The 15527-nt window shown below is 43.1% G+C and carries 18 protein-coding genes and 1 pseudogene; 11 read left to right on the forward strand and 8 right to left on the reverse strand.

Features of this window, described 5'->3' with window-relative positions; genetic code table 11:
* Positions 1-171: 171 nt before the first annotated feature.
* Positions 172-360: a hypothetical protein gene (locus CCS02_RS09985; RefSeq protein WP_100636464.1), complete on the reverse strand. Its 189-nt coding sequence runs from the start codon at positions 358-360 to the stop codon at positions 172-174.
* A gap of 212 nt (positions 361-572) precedes the next feature.
* On the opposite strand from CCS02_RS09985, the gene CCS02_RS09990 reads away from it, so the two are divergent.
* From CCS02_RS09990 to CCS02_RS22355, 3 genes and pseudogenes are all read left to right on the forward strand, one after another.
* Entirely contained in the window at positions 573-887 is a 315-nt protein-coding gene (locus CCS02_RS09990) for a helix-turn-helix transcriptional regulator (protein ID WP_100636465.1), read from the forward strand.
* A 416-nt stretch (positions 888-1303) separates the two neighbouring features.
* Positions 1304-1459: pseudogene (locus CCS02_RS22350) on the forward strand (type II toxin-antitoxin system RelE/ParE family toxin); the annotation flags it as partial.
* A gap of 199 nt (positions 1460-1658) precedes the next feature.
* Complete coding sequence (locus CCS02_RS22355; protein ID WP_232728856.1) at positions 1659-1796, forward strand: helix-turn-helix domain-containing protein; 138 nt, start codon at positions 1659-1661, stop codon at positions 1794-1796.
* A 245-nt stretch (positions 1797-2041) separates the two neighbouring features.
* Here CCS02_RS22355 and fabA read toward each other — a convergent pair whose 3' ends face one another.
* Together fabA and CCS02_RS10010 are read right to left on the reverse strand one after the other, a co-directional pair.
* Positions 2042-2533: a bifunctional 3-hydroxydecanoyl-ACP dehydratase/trans-2-decenoyl-ACP isomerase gene (gene fabA / locus CCS02_RS10005; protein ID WP_100636466.1), complete on the reverse strand. Its 492-nt coding sequence runs from the start codon at positions 2531-2533 to the stop codon at positions 2042-2044.
* A gap of 47 nt (positions 2534-2580) precedes the next feature.
* Positions 2581-3402 (reverse strand): helix-turn-helix domain-containing protein, encoded by an 822-nt coding sequence (locus CCS02_RS10010; protein WP_100636467.1) that lies wholly within the window; start codon positions 3400-3402, stop codon positions 2581-2583.
* 250 nt (positions 3403-3652) lie between these two features.
* Between CCS02_RS10010 and CCS02_RS10015 the strand changes: the two genes are divergently transcribed.
* Positions 3653-3964, forward strand: a complete 312-nt coding sequence (locus CCS02_RS10015; protein WP_100636468.1) for a cupin — start codon at positions 3653-3655, stop codon at positions 3962-3964.
* A gap of 123 nt (positions 3965-4087) precedes the next feature.
* A complete protein-coding gene (locus CCS02_RS10020) occupies positions 4088-4879 on the forward strand; it encodes a GGDEF domain-containing protein (protein ID WP_100636469.1) in 792 nt (263 codons plus the stop codon).
* A gap of 48 nt (positions 4880-4927) precedes the next feature.
* Here the strand turns inward: CCS02_RS10020 and feoB are convergent, their stop codons facing one another.
* From feoB to CCS02_RS10040, 4 genes are all read right to left on the reverse strand, one after another.
* Entirely contained in the window at positions 4928-7009 is a 2082-nt protein-coding gene (gene feoB, locus CCS02_RS10025) for a ferrous iron transport protein B (protein ID WP_100636470.1), read from the reverse strand.
* A gap of 31 nt (positions 7010-7040) precedes the next feature.
* Entirely contained in the window at positions 7041-7265 is a 225-nt protein-coding gene (locus tag CCS02_RS10030) for a FeoA family protein (RefSeq protein ID WP_100636471.1), read from the reverse strand.
* A 197-nt stretch (positions 7266-7462) separates the two neighbouring features.
* Positions 7463-7759: a Dabb family protein gene (locus CCS02_RS10035; RefSeq protein WP_100186560.1), complete on the reverse strand. Its 297-nt coding sequence runs from the start codon at positions 7757-7759 to the stop codon at positions 7463-7465.
* Between the two features lie 131 nt (positions 7760-7890).
* Positions 7891-8646 carry an SDR family NAD(P)-dependent oxidoreductase gene (locus CCS02_RS10040; protein ID WP_100636472.1) on the reverse strand — a complete coding sequence of 252 codons (756 nt, stop codon included), beginning with the start codon at positions 8644-8646 and terminating at the stop codon, positions 7891-7893.
* A 125-nt stretch (positions 8647-8771) separates the two neighbouring features.
* Here CCS02_RS10040 and CCS02_RS10045 point away from each other — a divergent pair, with 125 nt between their 5' ends.
* The 6 genes from CCS02_RS10045 to hxpB all read left to right on the forward strand — a co-directional run bounded on the left by CCS02_RS10045 (position 8772) and on the right by hxpB (position 14507).
* The gene (locus CCS02_RS10045) at positions 8772-9665 is read left to right on the forward strand and encodes a LysR family transcriptional regulator (RefSeq protein WP_100636473.1); all 894 of its coding nucleotides are present in this window, start codon (positions 8772-8774) and stop codon (positions 9663-9665) included.
* Between the two features lie 160 nt (positions 9666-9825).
* Positions 9826-10839 carry a thiosulfate ABC transporter substrate-binding protein CysP gene (gene cysP / locus CCS02_RS10050; RefSeq protein ID WP_100636474.1) on the forward strand — a complete coding sequence of 338 codons (1014 nt, stop codon included), beginning with the start codon at positions 9826-9828 and terminating at the stop codon, positions 10837-10839.
* Positions 10840-10952: 113 nt separating this feature from the next.
* Positions 10953-11813 carry a sulfate/thiosulfate ABC transporter permease CysT gene (cysT, locus tag CCS02_RS10055; protein ID WP_100636475.1) on the forward strand — a complete coding sequence of 287 codons (861 nt, stop codon included), beginning with the start codon at positions 10953-10955 and terminating at the stop codon, positions 11811-11813.
* Positions 11814-11822: 9 nt separating this feature from the next.
* Complete coding sequence (cysW, locus tag CCS02_RS10060) at positions 11823-12713, forward strand: sulfate ABC transporter permease subunit CysW (RefSeq protein ID WP_100636476.1); 891 nt, start codon at positions 11823-11825, stop codon at positions 12711-12713.
* Positions 12710-13813: a sulfate/molybdate ABC transporter ATP-binding protein gene (locus tag CCS02_RS10065; RefSeq protein ID WP_100636477.1), complete on the forward strand. Its 1104-nt coding sequence runs from the start codon at positions 12710-12712 to the stop codon at positions 13811-13813. The genes cysW and CCS02_RS10065 overlap by 4 nt, the downstream gene beginning before the upstream one ends.
* 31 nt (positions 13814-13844) lie before the next feature.
* Positions 13845-14507, forward strand: a complete 663-nt coding sequence (gene hxpB / locus CCS02_RS10070) for a hexitol phosphatase HxpB (RefSeq protein WP_100636478.1) — start codon at positions 13845-13847, stop codon at positions 14505-14507.
* 43 nt (positions 14508-14550) lie between these two features.
* On the opposite strand, the gene CCS02_RS10075 is transcribed toward hxpB, so the two are convergent.
* A complete protein-coding gene (locus tag CCS02_RS10075; RefSeq protein ID WP_100636479.1) occupies positions 14551-15474 on the reverse strand; it encodes a histone deacetylase family protein in 924 nt (307 codons plus the stop codon).
* Positions 15475-15527 lie beyond the last annotated feature (53 nt).

A 15527-nucleotide genomic window follows, 5' to 3' on the forward strand; every position in this document is an offset into this window, starting at 1 on the left:
AAGTTGGGCAAGCCAAAGAAAAAATAGCTAACCAACTCTGTTAAAAATAGCCCGTTCAAAAGTTCATGAGCTATCTTTGTTTATAGCTCATGAACTTGAACTCTATCAAAGTGATCTTCATAAATAGTTGAATCAAAGAGAAGAAATGGTCCAAACAAATTGCAGTGAATTTTATCCCTCATCTAGCGGTCGATTTGAGCTTCCAAAGATTTGCTGTATAGCAACTACAACACCAGCTCTTACAGCTACTTCTATCATATTATTAAGACCACCTGCTTGGGCGATTCTTACCGCACGTGCGGCTCCACCAGAGATGATTCGGCCATTATAATTTAGCGGTGCACAATATGGATCAGACATGGTTATTCTCCTGACATAAATTTGTTAATTTACCATTTAAAACATCGCATCAAATATGCGAAAATATACGACAAAAAGCATCAATATGCGACTTTATATCGTATGATAAACTTATGACAAACAAAAAATGATGTCAATTGTTTTTTGTACGACAATATACGACAAAAAATAACATTGAGCGACAATTTGCGACATAAAAATGAAGATTCGATATGATTAGTGAGGCAAAAGTGAAGTATTTAACGATTGAAGATGTATGTGAAATGTTGAGCATTAGCCGTCGTACCCTCGAACGCATGAGAGCAAAACCAATCGATCTTGCTTCAATGATAGAAGAATTAAAGAGAGATGGTGTAAGAGAGTATGCAGATCATCTTACCTCACTAGAATACAAAGAAGACCAAAAAAAAATAGAGAGTGGAGAGAAAGTACCTTTTCCTGAACCGGAATTTTATATGGGAAAAAGTCCGCGATGGGAACAAGGGAAGCTCATAGAATGGCTTAAAGAGAATGGTAATAAGCTATAACTGGCCTTAGTGGATTAATGTAGGGAACGAGACCGTCTTTTTACTGGCAGGCGATGTGCACATCACCGTATCATTCCCTTAAGCATTGAGAGTCAAATCTAGAAGTTTAATACTCTCATTCTTAGTCAAAGGTATACGCTCAAATACTACGCTTCATATGGTCAAAATTGAAAACTGTAATCCAATGAATCTTGCATAATTACAATGTTTTTTGCGCTTTGACAAACAAGTCGGGGCTTACTTAATGAAGTTCACAAGAATATAAAACCAAGATTATCATATAAGATAACAGCCAAGAGGGAACCATGAGCTGGAAAATACATTTTTATGATGGCGTAGAGGATTCCATCCTTAACATGCCACCAAAGATCCAAGCACGGATGATTAAGCTATTAGAGTAAAAGCATGGCGCACACCTTGGCCCACCTCATACTGAGGCAATGGGTGATGGTTTGTTTGAGATTCGAGCCAAAGCGCAGGAAGGCATAGGCCGGAGTTTATTGTGCTATTTAAAAGGCCAACAGATATTTGTATTGCTCGCTTTTGTGAAAAAGTCACAAAAAAACACCTAAGAAAGAATTAGAACTCGCTAAATCAAGGCAAAAAGAGGTTCAGTCATCATGAGTCTACAACACTTAAAACAACAAGCATTGGCTAATGCAGACGTTCGTGTGGAATATGAACGGCTTGAAAATGAGTTCGCGTTCATTGATCAATTGCTTTCTATGCGCGCCCAAGCGGGGGTCAACCCAAGAACAGCTCGCAAAGCGCATGCACACTCAAAAAAGCAACATCAGCCGATTGGAACGCGGCAACGCCAACCCCAGCTGGGCGACATTATTAAAATACGCCCATGCTTGTGGTTTTGAGCTCAGCTTAACACCACAAAAAATGTCGCATGATGTTTAAAAAACTTATCAAATTTGACAAAAACCACACCCGCATTAAGTTTAGAGCTAGTACTCACAAGAATTATTAAAAATGAACTGCTATGAGAAGTTAAAAGAATCGCTAGAACAAACTGTCGCTATCCACAATGAACGGCAACTTGTTGAGGAAGTAGAAAACAGTTTGCTGAAGGCAAAGGCGTTTCAAGCCAAGAGGCGCGAGAAAAAATGATTAGAAACGTTAATACTAAATACCAGCGCACTTAACTAGTTTTTTATTAATCCAACCTTTAAATCCGTTGCCTCATAAATCACCTCACCATTAAGTAAAACAAAGCCATCAGCAATGCCCATTCCCAGAGGTTTTTTGATGATGCGTTTGATGTGCACTTGGTATTCAATGCCTTTCGCATCAGGATAAATCTGTCCGGTAAAGCGAACTTTCCCAACACCCAAAGCACGACCTTTTCCCGGCAAACCTGACCAGCCCAAAAACACCCCCAACAGTTGCCAAAGTGCATCTAACCCTAAACATCCCGGCATTACTGGGTCACCTTTAAAATGACAAGCAAAAAACCAGTGATCAGGCTGAATTGCTAAACTCGCCTTTAATAGGCCTTTATTGTATTTACCTCCAATAGAATCAATGTGAATAATTTCATCAATCATCAGCATTTGATCACTAGGCAATTGCGCGTTGCCCTCTCCAAAGAAACGCCCTTCTGACATAGCAATAATATCAGCGTTAGAAAATTTCATACTCACCTCATACTTTAAAAATCAGTTTTAGCGAGTATGGGCTTGGCTTAAGGTTGAGGCTTGTAAAAATTGGACATAAACTGCTGGGAGATAGGAGAAAGCAACTTTACATTGTGCTGAGCCGTAGTTTTCAGAATATGTGACTGATCATAAAACCCGAGATCTAATCCATGATGAAGATACGAATCTCCACCTTGAGAGCAGCGCTTTAAAAAATAATTAATACGGATAGTCTGAGCAAATGCCTTGCTAGTAAGTCCAGTATGCAACAAAAACTGCCGATTCAAATGACGGTGACTCCAACCTACTTTGCTCGATAACTGCGCCATACTGATATCACCATACTCTCGATAGAGAATGTTAAGAGCGTGTTTCAATTTCTCAGGGAAAGATATCGATTGAGTATGATTTATCAGCATTTTTTCGCAATACTTAACTCGATCATTAAAAGACGCTTTCTCATACAAGTTTTCTTGTAAGGATGAGAAAACGTTGTTTTCTAAAAAATCCATTTCTGTCAATTGGTTAGTAGCTTCTGAAACATCCACATTAAAGAAACTCCGTAGCTTTCCTGGCTGAAACCAAATGCCAAAATAGGGCCCTCCTCCAGCATTTAGAGGGATATCTAAAATAGAGGATTGAGTACCTCCGAATGATTCAGAGCAGATAGAGAAAAAAAGCATGTTGGTGCCATCAGGCACAATGGGATACATAGTAGAAAAGCGAGTATTCACTTCAACAAAAGCATAAACATCGTCTGATAATGCCAAGCAAGGTTTATGAACTTGTACACTCAACCCTAATTGCTCTTGCCCCGTATTCGTCAACGTCGGCTGAAAAGGTTGATACAGTGTCTGATATGCTTCCAATTAGAATCCTGTTAAATGACGGCGACTAATATTCAATGTTTCTATCTAATAAAACCATAAAAAGACCATCTTAGCTAAACCCGAATAAACTTTGAATTACTTAGGTTCACAACACATTCCCTCTCTTGTCCGATAAAACGTCGCTTTTACCGTCAAAGTGACGTTTTATCACTTTCTCGATTGTCTAACGATTAAGTAACTTGTAATTTTTACGTATCAAACAATTTATCAAAGTCCAAAAGGCCAGTTCATGACATTCATCAAAGCTAAAGATTTCACCGCGGATCGCGCTTGGGGCGCGTTGGATATTACCAATATGAACGGCGTGACAACACGTTTACATTGGACGGATCAGCCGTATAAATGGCACATCAATGATGGTAAAGAAGTCTTTGTGGTGTTAGACGGCGAGGTCAATATGCACTATAGAGTCGATGGGAAAGAATATATTCAACTGATGACGGTAGGCGATATTTTCTTCGCGGCAATTGGCACAGAACATGTTGCACACCCGATTGATGAAGCCCGTATTTTGGTGATTGAAAAAGAAGGCAGCGTTTAAAGTCAGGCGTTTATTTACTTCACTATCTTGTTGTTTATTTTCACATTTTCTTACAGAAGATCCACTGATTTAGACAATAGATTCCATTACTGTGGATTAATAAATTTTATATGATGTTCGCTCATGAATCTCCCAGCACCTTCTGATTACAGTTCATATCCTTCCCTTAGTACTACTCAGGTGATTGTTCGTATTGCTGCGATTATTATGGTCTGGGAATTTGTCATCATGCTAGCGCTAGGCATATTAAAGGTAGATATTGGCCTTTATTGGTTAGCGTTTCTGGATATTTTGTTATTATCAATGCTATCTACACCGTGTATTTATTGCTGGGTAATACGCCCTTTTACTCTAGCTCGCGATCAAGCTATTACGCAGATCCATCACCTTGCTCATACCGATCCTCTCACGCAATTAGCCAATCGCCGTGGTTTGTCTTTGTTTTTAGAAAAATTAATCGCGCAGACACAGCGTCACGGAGCATCAGGGGCTGTGTTAATTATTGATTTAGATGGTTTTAAAGTAATCAACGATATTGAAGGACATGCTGCGGGGGACGAAGTACTTATCGAAATAGCACGGCGCTTAAATGATAATGTTCGCACTGAAGACAGTGCTGGGCGTTTAGGTGGCGATGAGTTTATGGTTCTGCTGACCAACTTAGACAATCAGGAACAAATTTCACGTGCCTCTGCCATACAGGTCGCCAACAAACTTTGCCACATCATCAAGCAGCCCATAGAGTTTAAAAACAAGCGACTTCATGTGGGCGCGAGCATTGGTATCCGCATATTAGGGTTTGAAAAACTAGATACAGAAACTGCTATTAAAGACGCCGACACAGCAATGTACTTTGCCAAGCAAGCAGGAAAAAGCTGCGCGGTTGTCTTCACACCTAACCTCACTAATACCTAAGCTCTTTATTGGGCTCTTTCTCAAGCTCTATCTTAAGCAGTAATCAAATCATCCAACAGCGATGATGTTGCTTTCTATCCTCGGTTTCACCCAGACTTTTAATCCAATAATAAAGAGGATTAAGCAGACTGCTGCGATACCAATCGTAACCAACGAACTAACCGGATGATCACCAAAAGTTAATAGCTGAAAGCTGAACACCGCAGCAACGTATGCTACCGTGGTACTCCACGCAACAACTACGCTAGACCACAGTATGCCGCCTTCTTTTACCAAGGCGCCAATAGTCGCAGCACAAGGTGTATAAAGCAGCACGAAGACCAGATACGAAAACGCGCCTTTCCAACCTTCAAATAAAGACACCATGTTGCGATGACCCGGCGTCATGGCTTGGCCTTTGGCTTCGCTGACACTCGTCAAACCTAGCGGATCAGTTAATGTCGTTACAATGCCTGCAAGGTTACTACCTAATAAGGTCACAGCGCCGACGATATTACTTATTGGGGATTCGTATTCAATGTTGCTCAGCTCATTGTCAGCATTGGAGTACAACGCATCCATGGTGCCGACCACGGCTTCTTTCGCTAAGATACCAGTAAACACACCAACGGCTGCTGGCCAATTGTCGTCCCCCATACCAATCGGTGAAAACACTGGCGTGATAACTTGACCGATTTCAGCCAAGGCGGAAGGCTTACCACCTTCGTCAATGGTTCTCCAAGATGGTACCGAATTCAAAATGGTTAGAATCGCTGAAACAAGCACTATGGTTTTGCCGGCACGCAAAATAAAGCTACGCACTTTATGCCAGCTAGACAAGCCGACGTTGCTCCAACGCGGACGATGATAATGGGGCATTTCCATCAAGACGCTAACGCGCGTATTGCGAAACAGTTGTTTTCTGAAAATCCACGCCGTGCCAACTGCCATGATGATGCCAAACAGGTATAAACCGAACACCAGCAGTCCACCGTACTCGCGGAAAAACACCGACACAAACATTACGTACACTGCCAAACGCGCACCACAAGACATAAAAGGCGCCATCGCCATGGTCAACATCCGTTGTCGAACATTGGTCAAACTTCGCGTCGCCATAATAGACGGCACATTACAGCCAAAACCTAATAGCAACGGAATAAACGCCTGACCGGGCAGACCAATCGACGACATAATACGATCAACAATAAACGCCGCTCGCGCCATGTATCCGCTGTCTTCCAAGATACTTAAACATAAATAGAGGAAACCAATGACAGGGATAAAACTCGCCACCAGCTGAACACCACCGCCTAAGCCGTTGGCAAGTATGACAATGATCCACTGAGGAATACCTAACTGCGCTAGCCAGTAGCTTGGAAAGGTCACAAACCAATAGCCTGCAAACATATCGATAGGGTCGATAAATAAGGTGCCAACACCAATAGCCACTGCAAACATGGCGTACATGGCAAACAAAAAGATCGGAATACCAAACCAAGGATGCAGCACGATTTGATCTATTCTGTCTGTGAAATTTTTCGCCTGCGCACGTCCTTTGGTCACGTTAGACAACCAAAGCGCAACACTCGGAATCCTTAAAGAATCGGAATACTCATCACCGAAGCTTCGTTGCAGAGCCAATTCACGATCCGTTGGCAAAGCATGAAAATGTACTAATAATTGGCTTTGTAAATCAGTTACTGACAACTGATGACCATCAACTACTGGCACGCCGATGTTCTTCGATAATATATCTAGATCTGGCATAACATTCAGCTTGCGAGCCAAATCTGTCATGGTGAGAACGATCAATATTGGACGCCCCAACGCGACAAGTTCTTGCGTCAATTTGAGATTACGTTTTAAGTTGGTCGCATCCACCACATTGACAATAACGTCGTAATCGCTCTCGGTTAAAAAACGTCGCGCAATAACCTCATCCATGCCGCCAGTCTGATTATTCAAACTGTAAATGCCCGGCAAGTCTGTCATGTCTACACGCTGATCCGAGCTATTAAAAAAACCTGTCTTACAATCCACTGTAACGCCGGCCCAATTGCCTACTTTTTGCCGAGTTCCTGCCAGCTTATTAAATAAAGTCGTTTTCCCTGTATTTGGATTACCGACTAAAGTGATGTGGAATGTCATGCTTGTGGTGATCTCTTGTTGAAGCTAAATACTAATCGCAGAGGTGAATATAGCTTGCGTCTTCAGAATGAATGGCGACCAAAGTAGAGCCGACCTTTATTTGCAAAGAATGGCCAAATGGTGCTTTTGTCATCAGCTGCACGGTTTCACCTGGATCAAAACCTAATGCTAAAAGCTGGCGTTGCATGTCTTCTTGTGGATGAACTACAGAATGGATTTCAGCAACCGTACCTTTCGGTAACTGTGATAGAAGCATTATCTCTCCAAGAACAAACGTGATAATAATTATCAAATAAAATTGTACTCATATTATGGCTCACACAGGTAGAAAGTCACCAGAACAAAAATGTAACGATTCGGTAAACACAAACAAAAAAAGTCTAAATCTAGAAAGGCATAAAAAAGATGAAAAAGCCCTCGCGAAGAGGGCTTTGGAAGGTGTAAAGGAGGCTTTTAAATACTGTAATCAATAATAATCATATCACTGAGCAACGGTCCTAGTAGTTTTTTTATCTCGTCATGCGCTTCATGCGGCAAATAATGATCGCGTGCCGCTTCATTAATAAAGGTCATCGTCACACAATGTGTAAACCCTTTATTAGCTCCTTCCTTACTATTATTTACTCCCCATTCTATTGACGCAATTCCCTCTACTCTCTCGGTGATGCTATCGAGCGTTTCAAAAAATAGTGAGATATTTGAGGCCGCTGCAAGTTCATTAAACTGAATAAGTAAAATATGACGAATCATAATACCTGTCTCCAAAATACAGTTTTCCTGCCGTTTAAAAACATACAAGGCGTTCAACTGTGTTAATAACAATGCCGCATGATCAGGTTTCCTTACAGTCTTTGCCGCTACCCAATCATGCGACGTACAGACTAAAGAAACATTCCTCCAGACGCTTCAATACGCTGTCCAGTTATCCAACCACTGTCTTCACTCAACAACATAGCAACGGCTTTACCAATGTCGCCTGCTTCGCCAACACGGCCCAAGGCAGTAACAGAAGCTACCATTTGATTCATTTGTGGGTTGTCTCGGACATTACCATCGCGGAAATCCGTAGCGATTGCTCCTGGCGCCAATGTGTTCACACTGATCTGGCGGTTTGCAAGCTCTTTTGCCATATAACGCGTCATCACTTCAACCGCGCCTTTGGCCATTGCATAAGCACCAGAGCCAGGCAAACTAAAACGTGCCAAACCAGAAGAAACATTAAGAATATGTCCACCATCTTTAAGCAATGGTAAAAGCGACTGAGTCAAAAAGAAGGGTCCTTTGACATGAATCGCCAACATATCTTCCAACTCGTCATAAGTCGTGTCTTCAAGGCTCGCATGTAACCCCGTACCAGCGTTATTTAATAAATAGTCAAAGTCGCTTCGTGAAAACTCATTAGTTAACACAGTTTGAATTTGGCCCACGAACTCAGAAATAGTGACAACATTTCTCGTATCTAATTGTAAAGAAAAGGCTTTTTGTCCTTTTTGTTTAATCTCGTCAATCACATCTTGTGCTGCGTGGACATTATTGTGATAAGTAAAAATAACGTCTACACCTTTATCCGCTAACGCTAAGGCACTGCTTTTTCCTAAACCGCGGCTACCACCTGTGATGATCGCTAACTTTTTCATAGTCTATCCCTCTTGTTTATTTGTTCGATGTCGAAACACAAGTGCAGAATAGAGATTTTATTAGTCTGGATATACACACCAAAAGTGATAACATTGTTCGCATTAAACGAACAAAGGTAGAGGTGATGGACAAGTTTGAAGCCATGCAACGCTTTGTATTGGTTGCTCAATTTGGTAGTTTCACTAAAGCAGCAGACGCACTTGGTTTACCAAAATCAAGCATCTCAACTGCTATTCAAGGACTTGAAAGCGAACTTGGGACACGACTTTTCCATCGCAGCACTCGCAATATCACGTTAACTCAAGACGGTGAGATCTATTTACCACAGTGTCGAGCATTACTCGCTAATTTAGACGCACTGGACAGCCAATTCCAACGAGAACCAAGTGTTGTTCGCGGTGTACTTAGAGTCGACATGCCAAGTCGCTTTGCAACCACTGTCGTTATTCCCCAATTGGCAAAATTTATCGAGCAATATCCAAACATCCGCCTAAAGATAAGTAGCGCGGATTATCGAGTAGATATGATTAAAGAAGGCATTGATTGCGTGATTCGAGTCGGTAACCTCGACGATAGCAGCCTTATCGCTCGACCTTTAACGCAATACCGAAGCCTCAACTGCGTCTCACCCAGTTATGCGGAACAATTTGGCATTCCGCAAACAATCGAAGAGCTAGCGAATCATAAGCTGATCGAGTATTCCCATTCGCTAGGTAATCTCGACGCACAATTTGAATACCTAGAAGGCGACAAGGTAAAACAGCAATCCATGCCAAGCAGCCTAGCTGTGAATGGTACAGACGCTTATTTGAACGCCTGTTTATCAGGGCTTGGGATTGCTCAAATACCCGTTATTGGTGCTGAAAACTTTATTGAAAAAGGCTTACTTATTCCAGTATTACCTCAATTCGAAGCAGAGCCAATGCCGGTATCCTTGCTCTATCCATCACGCAGACAACCAACCAAACGCCTGACTGTATTTATGGATTGGCTGCAATCAATAACTCAAGCAACGTAATAAAAGTCACAGCGATTTTGGTCAAGTTATTGAAAAACATCTGGTTTGAAAAAAACCTTATGTATATTCCAAAAAAGTTTATTTGCAGCCATTGTAATAACTAAATCTTTTAAGTAATCTCGCTCTCAATATAATTCACTGCTTCCCACACGAGGGCACTATGAAATCTAAACAGCATTTTTTGAAATCAATTATTGGTACATTATTGTTGAGCGGAGCCGTTCAAGCGTCGGCTGCGGATCAAACAATTCTTAACACGTCTTACGATATCGCTCGTGAGTTGTTCGCCACTTATAACCCAACCTTTGAAAAACATTGGTTAGAAAAAACTGGCAAAACTATCGAGATCAAACAGTCTCATGCAGGCTCTTCAAAACAAGCCAATGCCATCATGAACGGCTTGTCAGCGGACGTTGTAACTTTTAACCAAGTAACCGATGTTCAAGTTTTGCATGACAAAGGCAAGATGATCCCAGCAGATTGGAAAAACGAGTTTCCAAATGCCAGCTCTCCTTATTACTCAACAATTGCCTTCTTAGTACGTAAAGGCAATCCAAAAAACATCAAAAGCTGGGGCGACCTAGCGGGCAATGATGTGGCGTTGGTGTTCCCAAACCCTAAAACATCAGGCAACGGTCGTTACACTTTCCTAGCGGCTTACGGTTATGCTCAAAAAACCTTCGGTAAAGACAACGATACTAAAATCGACGATTTCCTAGGCACTTTCCTGAAAAACGTCTCTGTGTTTGATACCGGTGGCCGTGGTGCGACGACAACCTTCGTTGAGCGTGGCATTGGTGATGTGTTGATTACGTTTGAATCGGAAGTAAACAATATTCGTAACCAATACGGCGCAGACAATTACGAAGTAGTTGTACCAAAAACTTCTATCTTGGCGGAATTCCCAGTAGCGGTCGTTGAGAAAAACGCGAAGAAAAACGGTACTGAAGAAGTTTCTCGTGAATACCTAAGCTACTTGTACAGCGAAGAATCTCAGCGTTTATTGGCTGGTTTTAACTACCGTGTACACAACGATGTAGTAAAAGCAGAATTCGCGGATAAGTTCCCTGAAGTGAACTTATTAACCGTCGAAAATATTGCAGGCGGCTGGCCACAAGCGACTAAAGAAATATTCGCAAATGGTGGTAAACTAGACCAACTTCAGCGTCGCTAATATCAGAATAGATAACAACTAGCCGGATACGCTTGCGTGTCCGGCTTTTCTGTCTCTATAACTACTAGCATTTTCATTGAAATACTTTTGTTAAGACCATAATAGGCAAATACATGGCAACACATTTAAGCGCGGCTGAAACCAGACCTCGCCATAAGCGAGTCTTGCCCGGACTCAGTTTAAGCTTGGGAACCTCCTTGCTGTTTATCAGTTTGATTCTGTTACTCCCGATGAGCGGCTTAGTTATGCAATCGGTCGACATGGGCTGGGACAGATATTGGCAAGTGATCAGCGATGAACGCGTAGTTGCCAGTTACAAAGTGACTCTGTGGGCGGCTTTAATAGCCTCTATTTTTAATGGCTTTTTTGGTCTTTTACTCGCTTGGGTATTAGTGCGCTATGAATTCCCCGGACGCCGTATTTTAGACGCGTTGGTGGATTTGCCCTTTGCGCTACCAACTGCGGTTGCAGGTATCACCTTGGCGACTTTGTACGCTCAAAATGGTTGGTACGGTGAAATACTCGAAAGCCTAGGACTCAAGGTTGCTTACACGCCCTGGGGTATCGTGCTTGCGATGGCATTTACCAGTATTCCTTTTGTGGTCAGAACCGTTCAGCCAGTATTGGAAGAATTATCCCCTGAGGAAGAAGAAGCCGGAATGACCTTAGGCGCTTCCGATTGGTCGGTGTTTCGTCGGGTTATTTTCCCAGCCTTGTGGCCAGCATTGATGACAGGGATTGCCTTGTCATTCACTCGTAGTTTGGGCGAATTCGGCGCAGTGATCTTCATCGCGGGCAACATGCCTTACGTCAGCGAGATTACGTCTTTGATGATATTCGTTAGCTTACAAGAGTTCGATTTCCCTGCCGCCAGCGCCATTGCGTCTGTTGTGTTGATGGCGTCGCTAATCCTCTTGTTCGCCATTAACATCTGGCAGGCGCGTTATTTACGTCGCCTTCATGGACGCAGTTAGGAATATATTATGTCATCTTCTAAAACATCATCTGGGCAGCGCCACCAGCTAAGAGTTGGCGACAGTCCTTGGGTAAAAGGCCTGCTCATTGGCATTACCTTATTTTTAACCACGATATTATTGGTTGTGCCACTCATTGCCATTTTCCAACAGGCGTTTGTGGAAGGTGCCGCGCACTACTTTAATAGCTTAATTGAAGCAGATACCTTGCACGCTATTGGACTAACGCTTGTGGTTGCGGCGTTAACCGTGCCGATTAACTTAGTGTTCGGTGTGATGTTAGCGTGGGCTGTGACACGTTTTGAATTCCCCGGCCGCAAAATTTTGATGACCTTAATGGACATTCCCTTTGCCGTTTCGCCTGTGGTTGCCGGTCTGTTGTATCTATTGCTGTACGGCAATAACGGCTGGATTGGCTCATGGCTTTATGACCAAGACATCCAATTGATGTTCGCTTGGCCCGGTATTGTCATGGTGACGGTATTTGTAACTTGTCCGTTTGTGGCGCGTGAATTGATTCCCCTGATGCAACAACAAGGTAGAGAAGATGAAGAAGCCGCGGTGATTCTGGGCGCTTCTGGCTGGCAGTTATTCCGTCGAGTTACTTTACCGAATATCAAATGGGCGCTGATTTATGGCGTCATTCTTACCAATGCTCGCGCTGTGGGTGAATTTGGCGCCGTGTCTGTGGTGTCCGGCAACATTCGCGGTGAAACCAATACTTTGCCACTGCACGTTCAGTTGCAGTATGAGGATTACCAAGCCGCTGCCGCCTTTGCCAGCGCCTCGCTATTGGCGATGATTGCCCTACTTACCTTGTTGTTGAAAGCCTTCATTGAATGGCGTCAGGAACGTAGTTTAAAAATTGAAGCTGAAAAAGAAAGACAGGTGACACAATGAGCATTTTGATTGAAAACATTTCCAAACACTTTGGGCATTTTCAAGCCTTGTCACCTTTGTCATTAGATATTAACGAAGGCGAAATGATTGGCTTGCTTGGACCGTCAGGTTCAGGAAAAACCACCCTATTACGTATTATTGCTGGATTAGAAGGCGCCGACACTGGCCGTATTCAATTTGGCGACCGAGACGTGACCAACTTGCACGTTCGTGATCGTCGCGTAGGTTTTGTATTCCAAAACTACGCCTTGTTCCGTCACATGACAGTGGCTGACAACGTGGCGTTTGGACTAGAAGTATTACCTCGTAAAGAACGCCCAAGCGCGACAGAAATCAAAACCCGCGTGATGCATTTATTGGAAATGGTACAGCTTGAACATCTTGCCAACCGTTTTCCATCCCAGCTTTCTGGTGGTCAAAAACAACGTATTGCCTTGGCTCGTGCTTTGGCAACGCAACCGGAAGTCTTACTGCTAGATGAACCGTTCGGCGCATTGGATGCCAAAGTGCGCAAAGAGCTACGTCGCTGGTTACGCGGCTTACATGATGAACTCGGCTTTACTAGCGTATTTGTGACCCATGACCAAGAAGAAGCCTTGGAATTGTCGGATCGCGTTGTTGTCATGAGCAACGGAAACATTGAACAAATCGACCAACCCGGTGCGCTTTATGCGTCACCAAATAGTCGATTTGTATTCGACTTCCTTGGCAACGCCAATGTCTTTGAAGGCAAAGTCGAAAACGGCAAATGGCATAACCAACAAGCCAGTATTGTCTTACCAGATGGTGCGGGACAGAAAGATGGTCAGCTATACATTCGTTCTCACGAGTTCTTTGTCTCAAAAGAGCCAACTGCTCAAGCCAATTTGCCGTTACGTGTAATTGCCATCAACCCGATTGGTGCCGAAGTTCGTCTAGAACTCACCCCGATTGACTGGCAAAGCAACGATGTTTGGGAAATCGACCTTCCTCACAAAGCGTTCGACAAAAACTGCTTCGAAAAAGGTCAAACCTTATACGTCACACCTAAAGCAGGTTACTTCTTCGCCCATGATGCACAAAAACCTGTGCTATTGAATTGGGAAACAAACAAAGCTTAATTCCTCACAAATAAAAGAGCAGTAGACGATTATGCAGGCAGTTATTTTTGACATGGATGGATTACTGATTGATTCTGAACCATTCTGGAAGCAAGCGGAATACGATGTGTTTTCATCGGTTGGTGTTGAAGTTACGGCCGAGTTAGCGACACTAACTGCGGCAATGACGACGAGAGAAGTCACTGAGTTCTGGTTTGCAAAACAGCCTTGGCAAAATGCCTCTCTTGAGGAAGTCGAGAATCGTGTTGTTGAGCGAGTCAAATATCTGATCGAGACTCAAGGGCAAGCCATGCATGGCGTTCATGATTTACTCGACTCGCTACAACAAGCCAAAGTGAAAATCGGCCTTGCTACCAACTCACCAAAAAACATTATTCCTAGCGTGTTACAACGCCTTAATATTGCCGACTATTTTATGGCTTACAGCTCAGCGGATGAAGTAAGCCAAGGTAAACCCGCTCCTGATGTTTACCAGCTAACACTGGAAAAACTTGGTATTGAAGCTCATCAATGCATTGCTTTTGAGGATTCACTCGGCGGTATAAAAGCGGCATTAGCTGCTGGCATTAAAGCGATTGCCATACCGCACCCAGACGAATTTGATCATGATAAATTTGATCTAGCACCACACAAACTCAAGAATTTATCTGAGTTCAACCACCAGCTTGGCAAAAGGCTTTTGGCTAGCGCCTAAAGCTAAAAAAATAAAACCAAAAGCTTAAATTAAAAATCTAGCTTCAAAGCCTCATTAAGCTTTTGATATGACAAAAGGCAGCGCGACCTAGCGCGTCTATGTTGTAACCGCCTTCTAACACCGATACTACTTTTCCACCACAGTGACGATCAGCAACATCCATCAAAAGATCAGTAATCCAAGTAAAGTCAGACTCGCTTAATCTTAGTTGCCCCATTGGGTCTTCTTTGTGAGCGTCAAAGCCTGCTGAAATCATAATCAGTTGTGGTTTGAAAGCTTCAAGTGCGGGCAGCAGCTGCTCAGTAATGATGTTTTGAAAGGCTTCGCTACCAGAACCTGCTTCCAGAGGCATGTGTAGAATATTATCGTGAGAAGCACCTGGATCGCTGTAGGGATAAAACGGATGTTGGTAGCTGGAAGCATAAAGCACTTTCGGATCAGCTTTAAAGATGTCTTCCGTACCGTTACCGTGATGAACATCAAAATCTACGATCGCCACACGCTCTAAACCGTATTGTTCAACGGCATAACGTGTTCCAACTGCAATATTATTGAACAAACAAAAGCCCATGGCTTTGTCGTACTCTGCATGATGACCCGGCGGACGAATCGCGCAAAACGCATTGCCCATTTCGCCTGTCATAACTAAGTCTACCGCTTTAATCACCGAACCTGCTGCATATAGCGCAGCATCTAGCGTGTGTGGCATCATCAAGGTTTCTGGCTCTAGTTCCACATGACCTTCTTCTGGCGCTCGCGCAAAAATAGAGTCCACATAGGCTTCATCATGAGCCAGAAGCAATTGCTCTCGCGTTGCTGGATCGGATTCCAATCGACGTAGAAAATCCATCAACTGCCCCATGATCAAACGATTTTGAATCGCACCAAGGCGCAACGGAGACTCAGGATGATCTTCTCCCATATCATGCTTGTCGCAATAAGTGTGTGTGATGTAAGCCGTTGTCATCTTTATTCCAGTGTTTTTTATTTTTAAAAACTGTAGAAGTCCTTTCAGGCTGT

It is taken from the genome of Marinomonas sp. ef1 (assembly GCF_002806845.1).
GTDB lineage: Bacteria > Pseudomonadota > Gammaproteobacteria > Pseudomonadales > Marinomonadaceae > Marinomonas > Marinomonas polaris.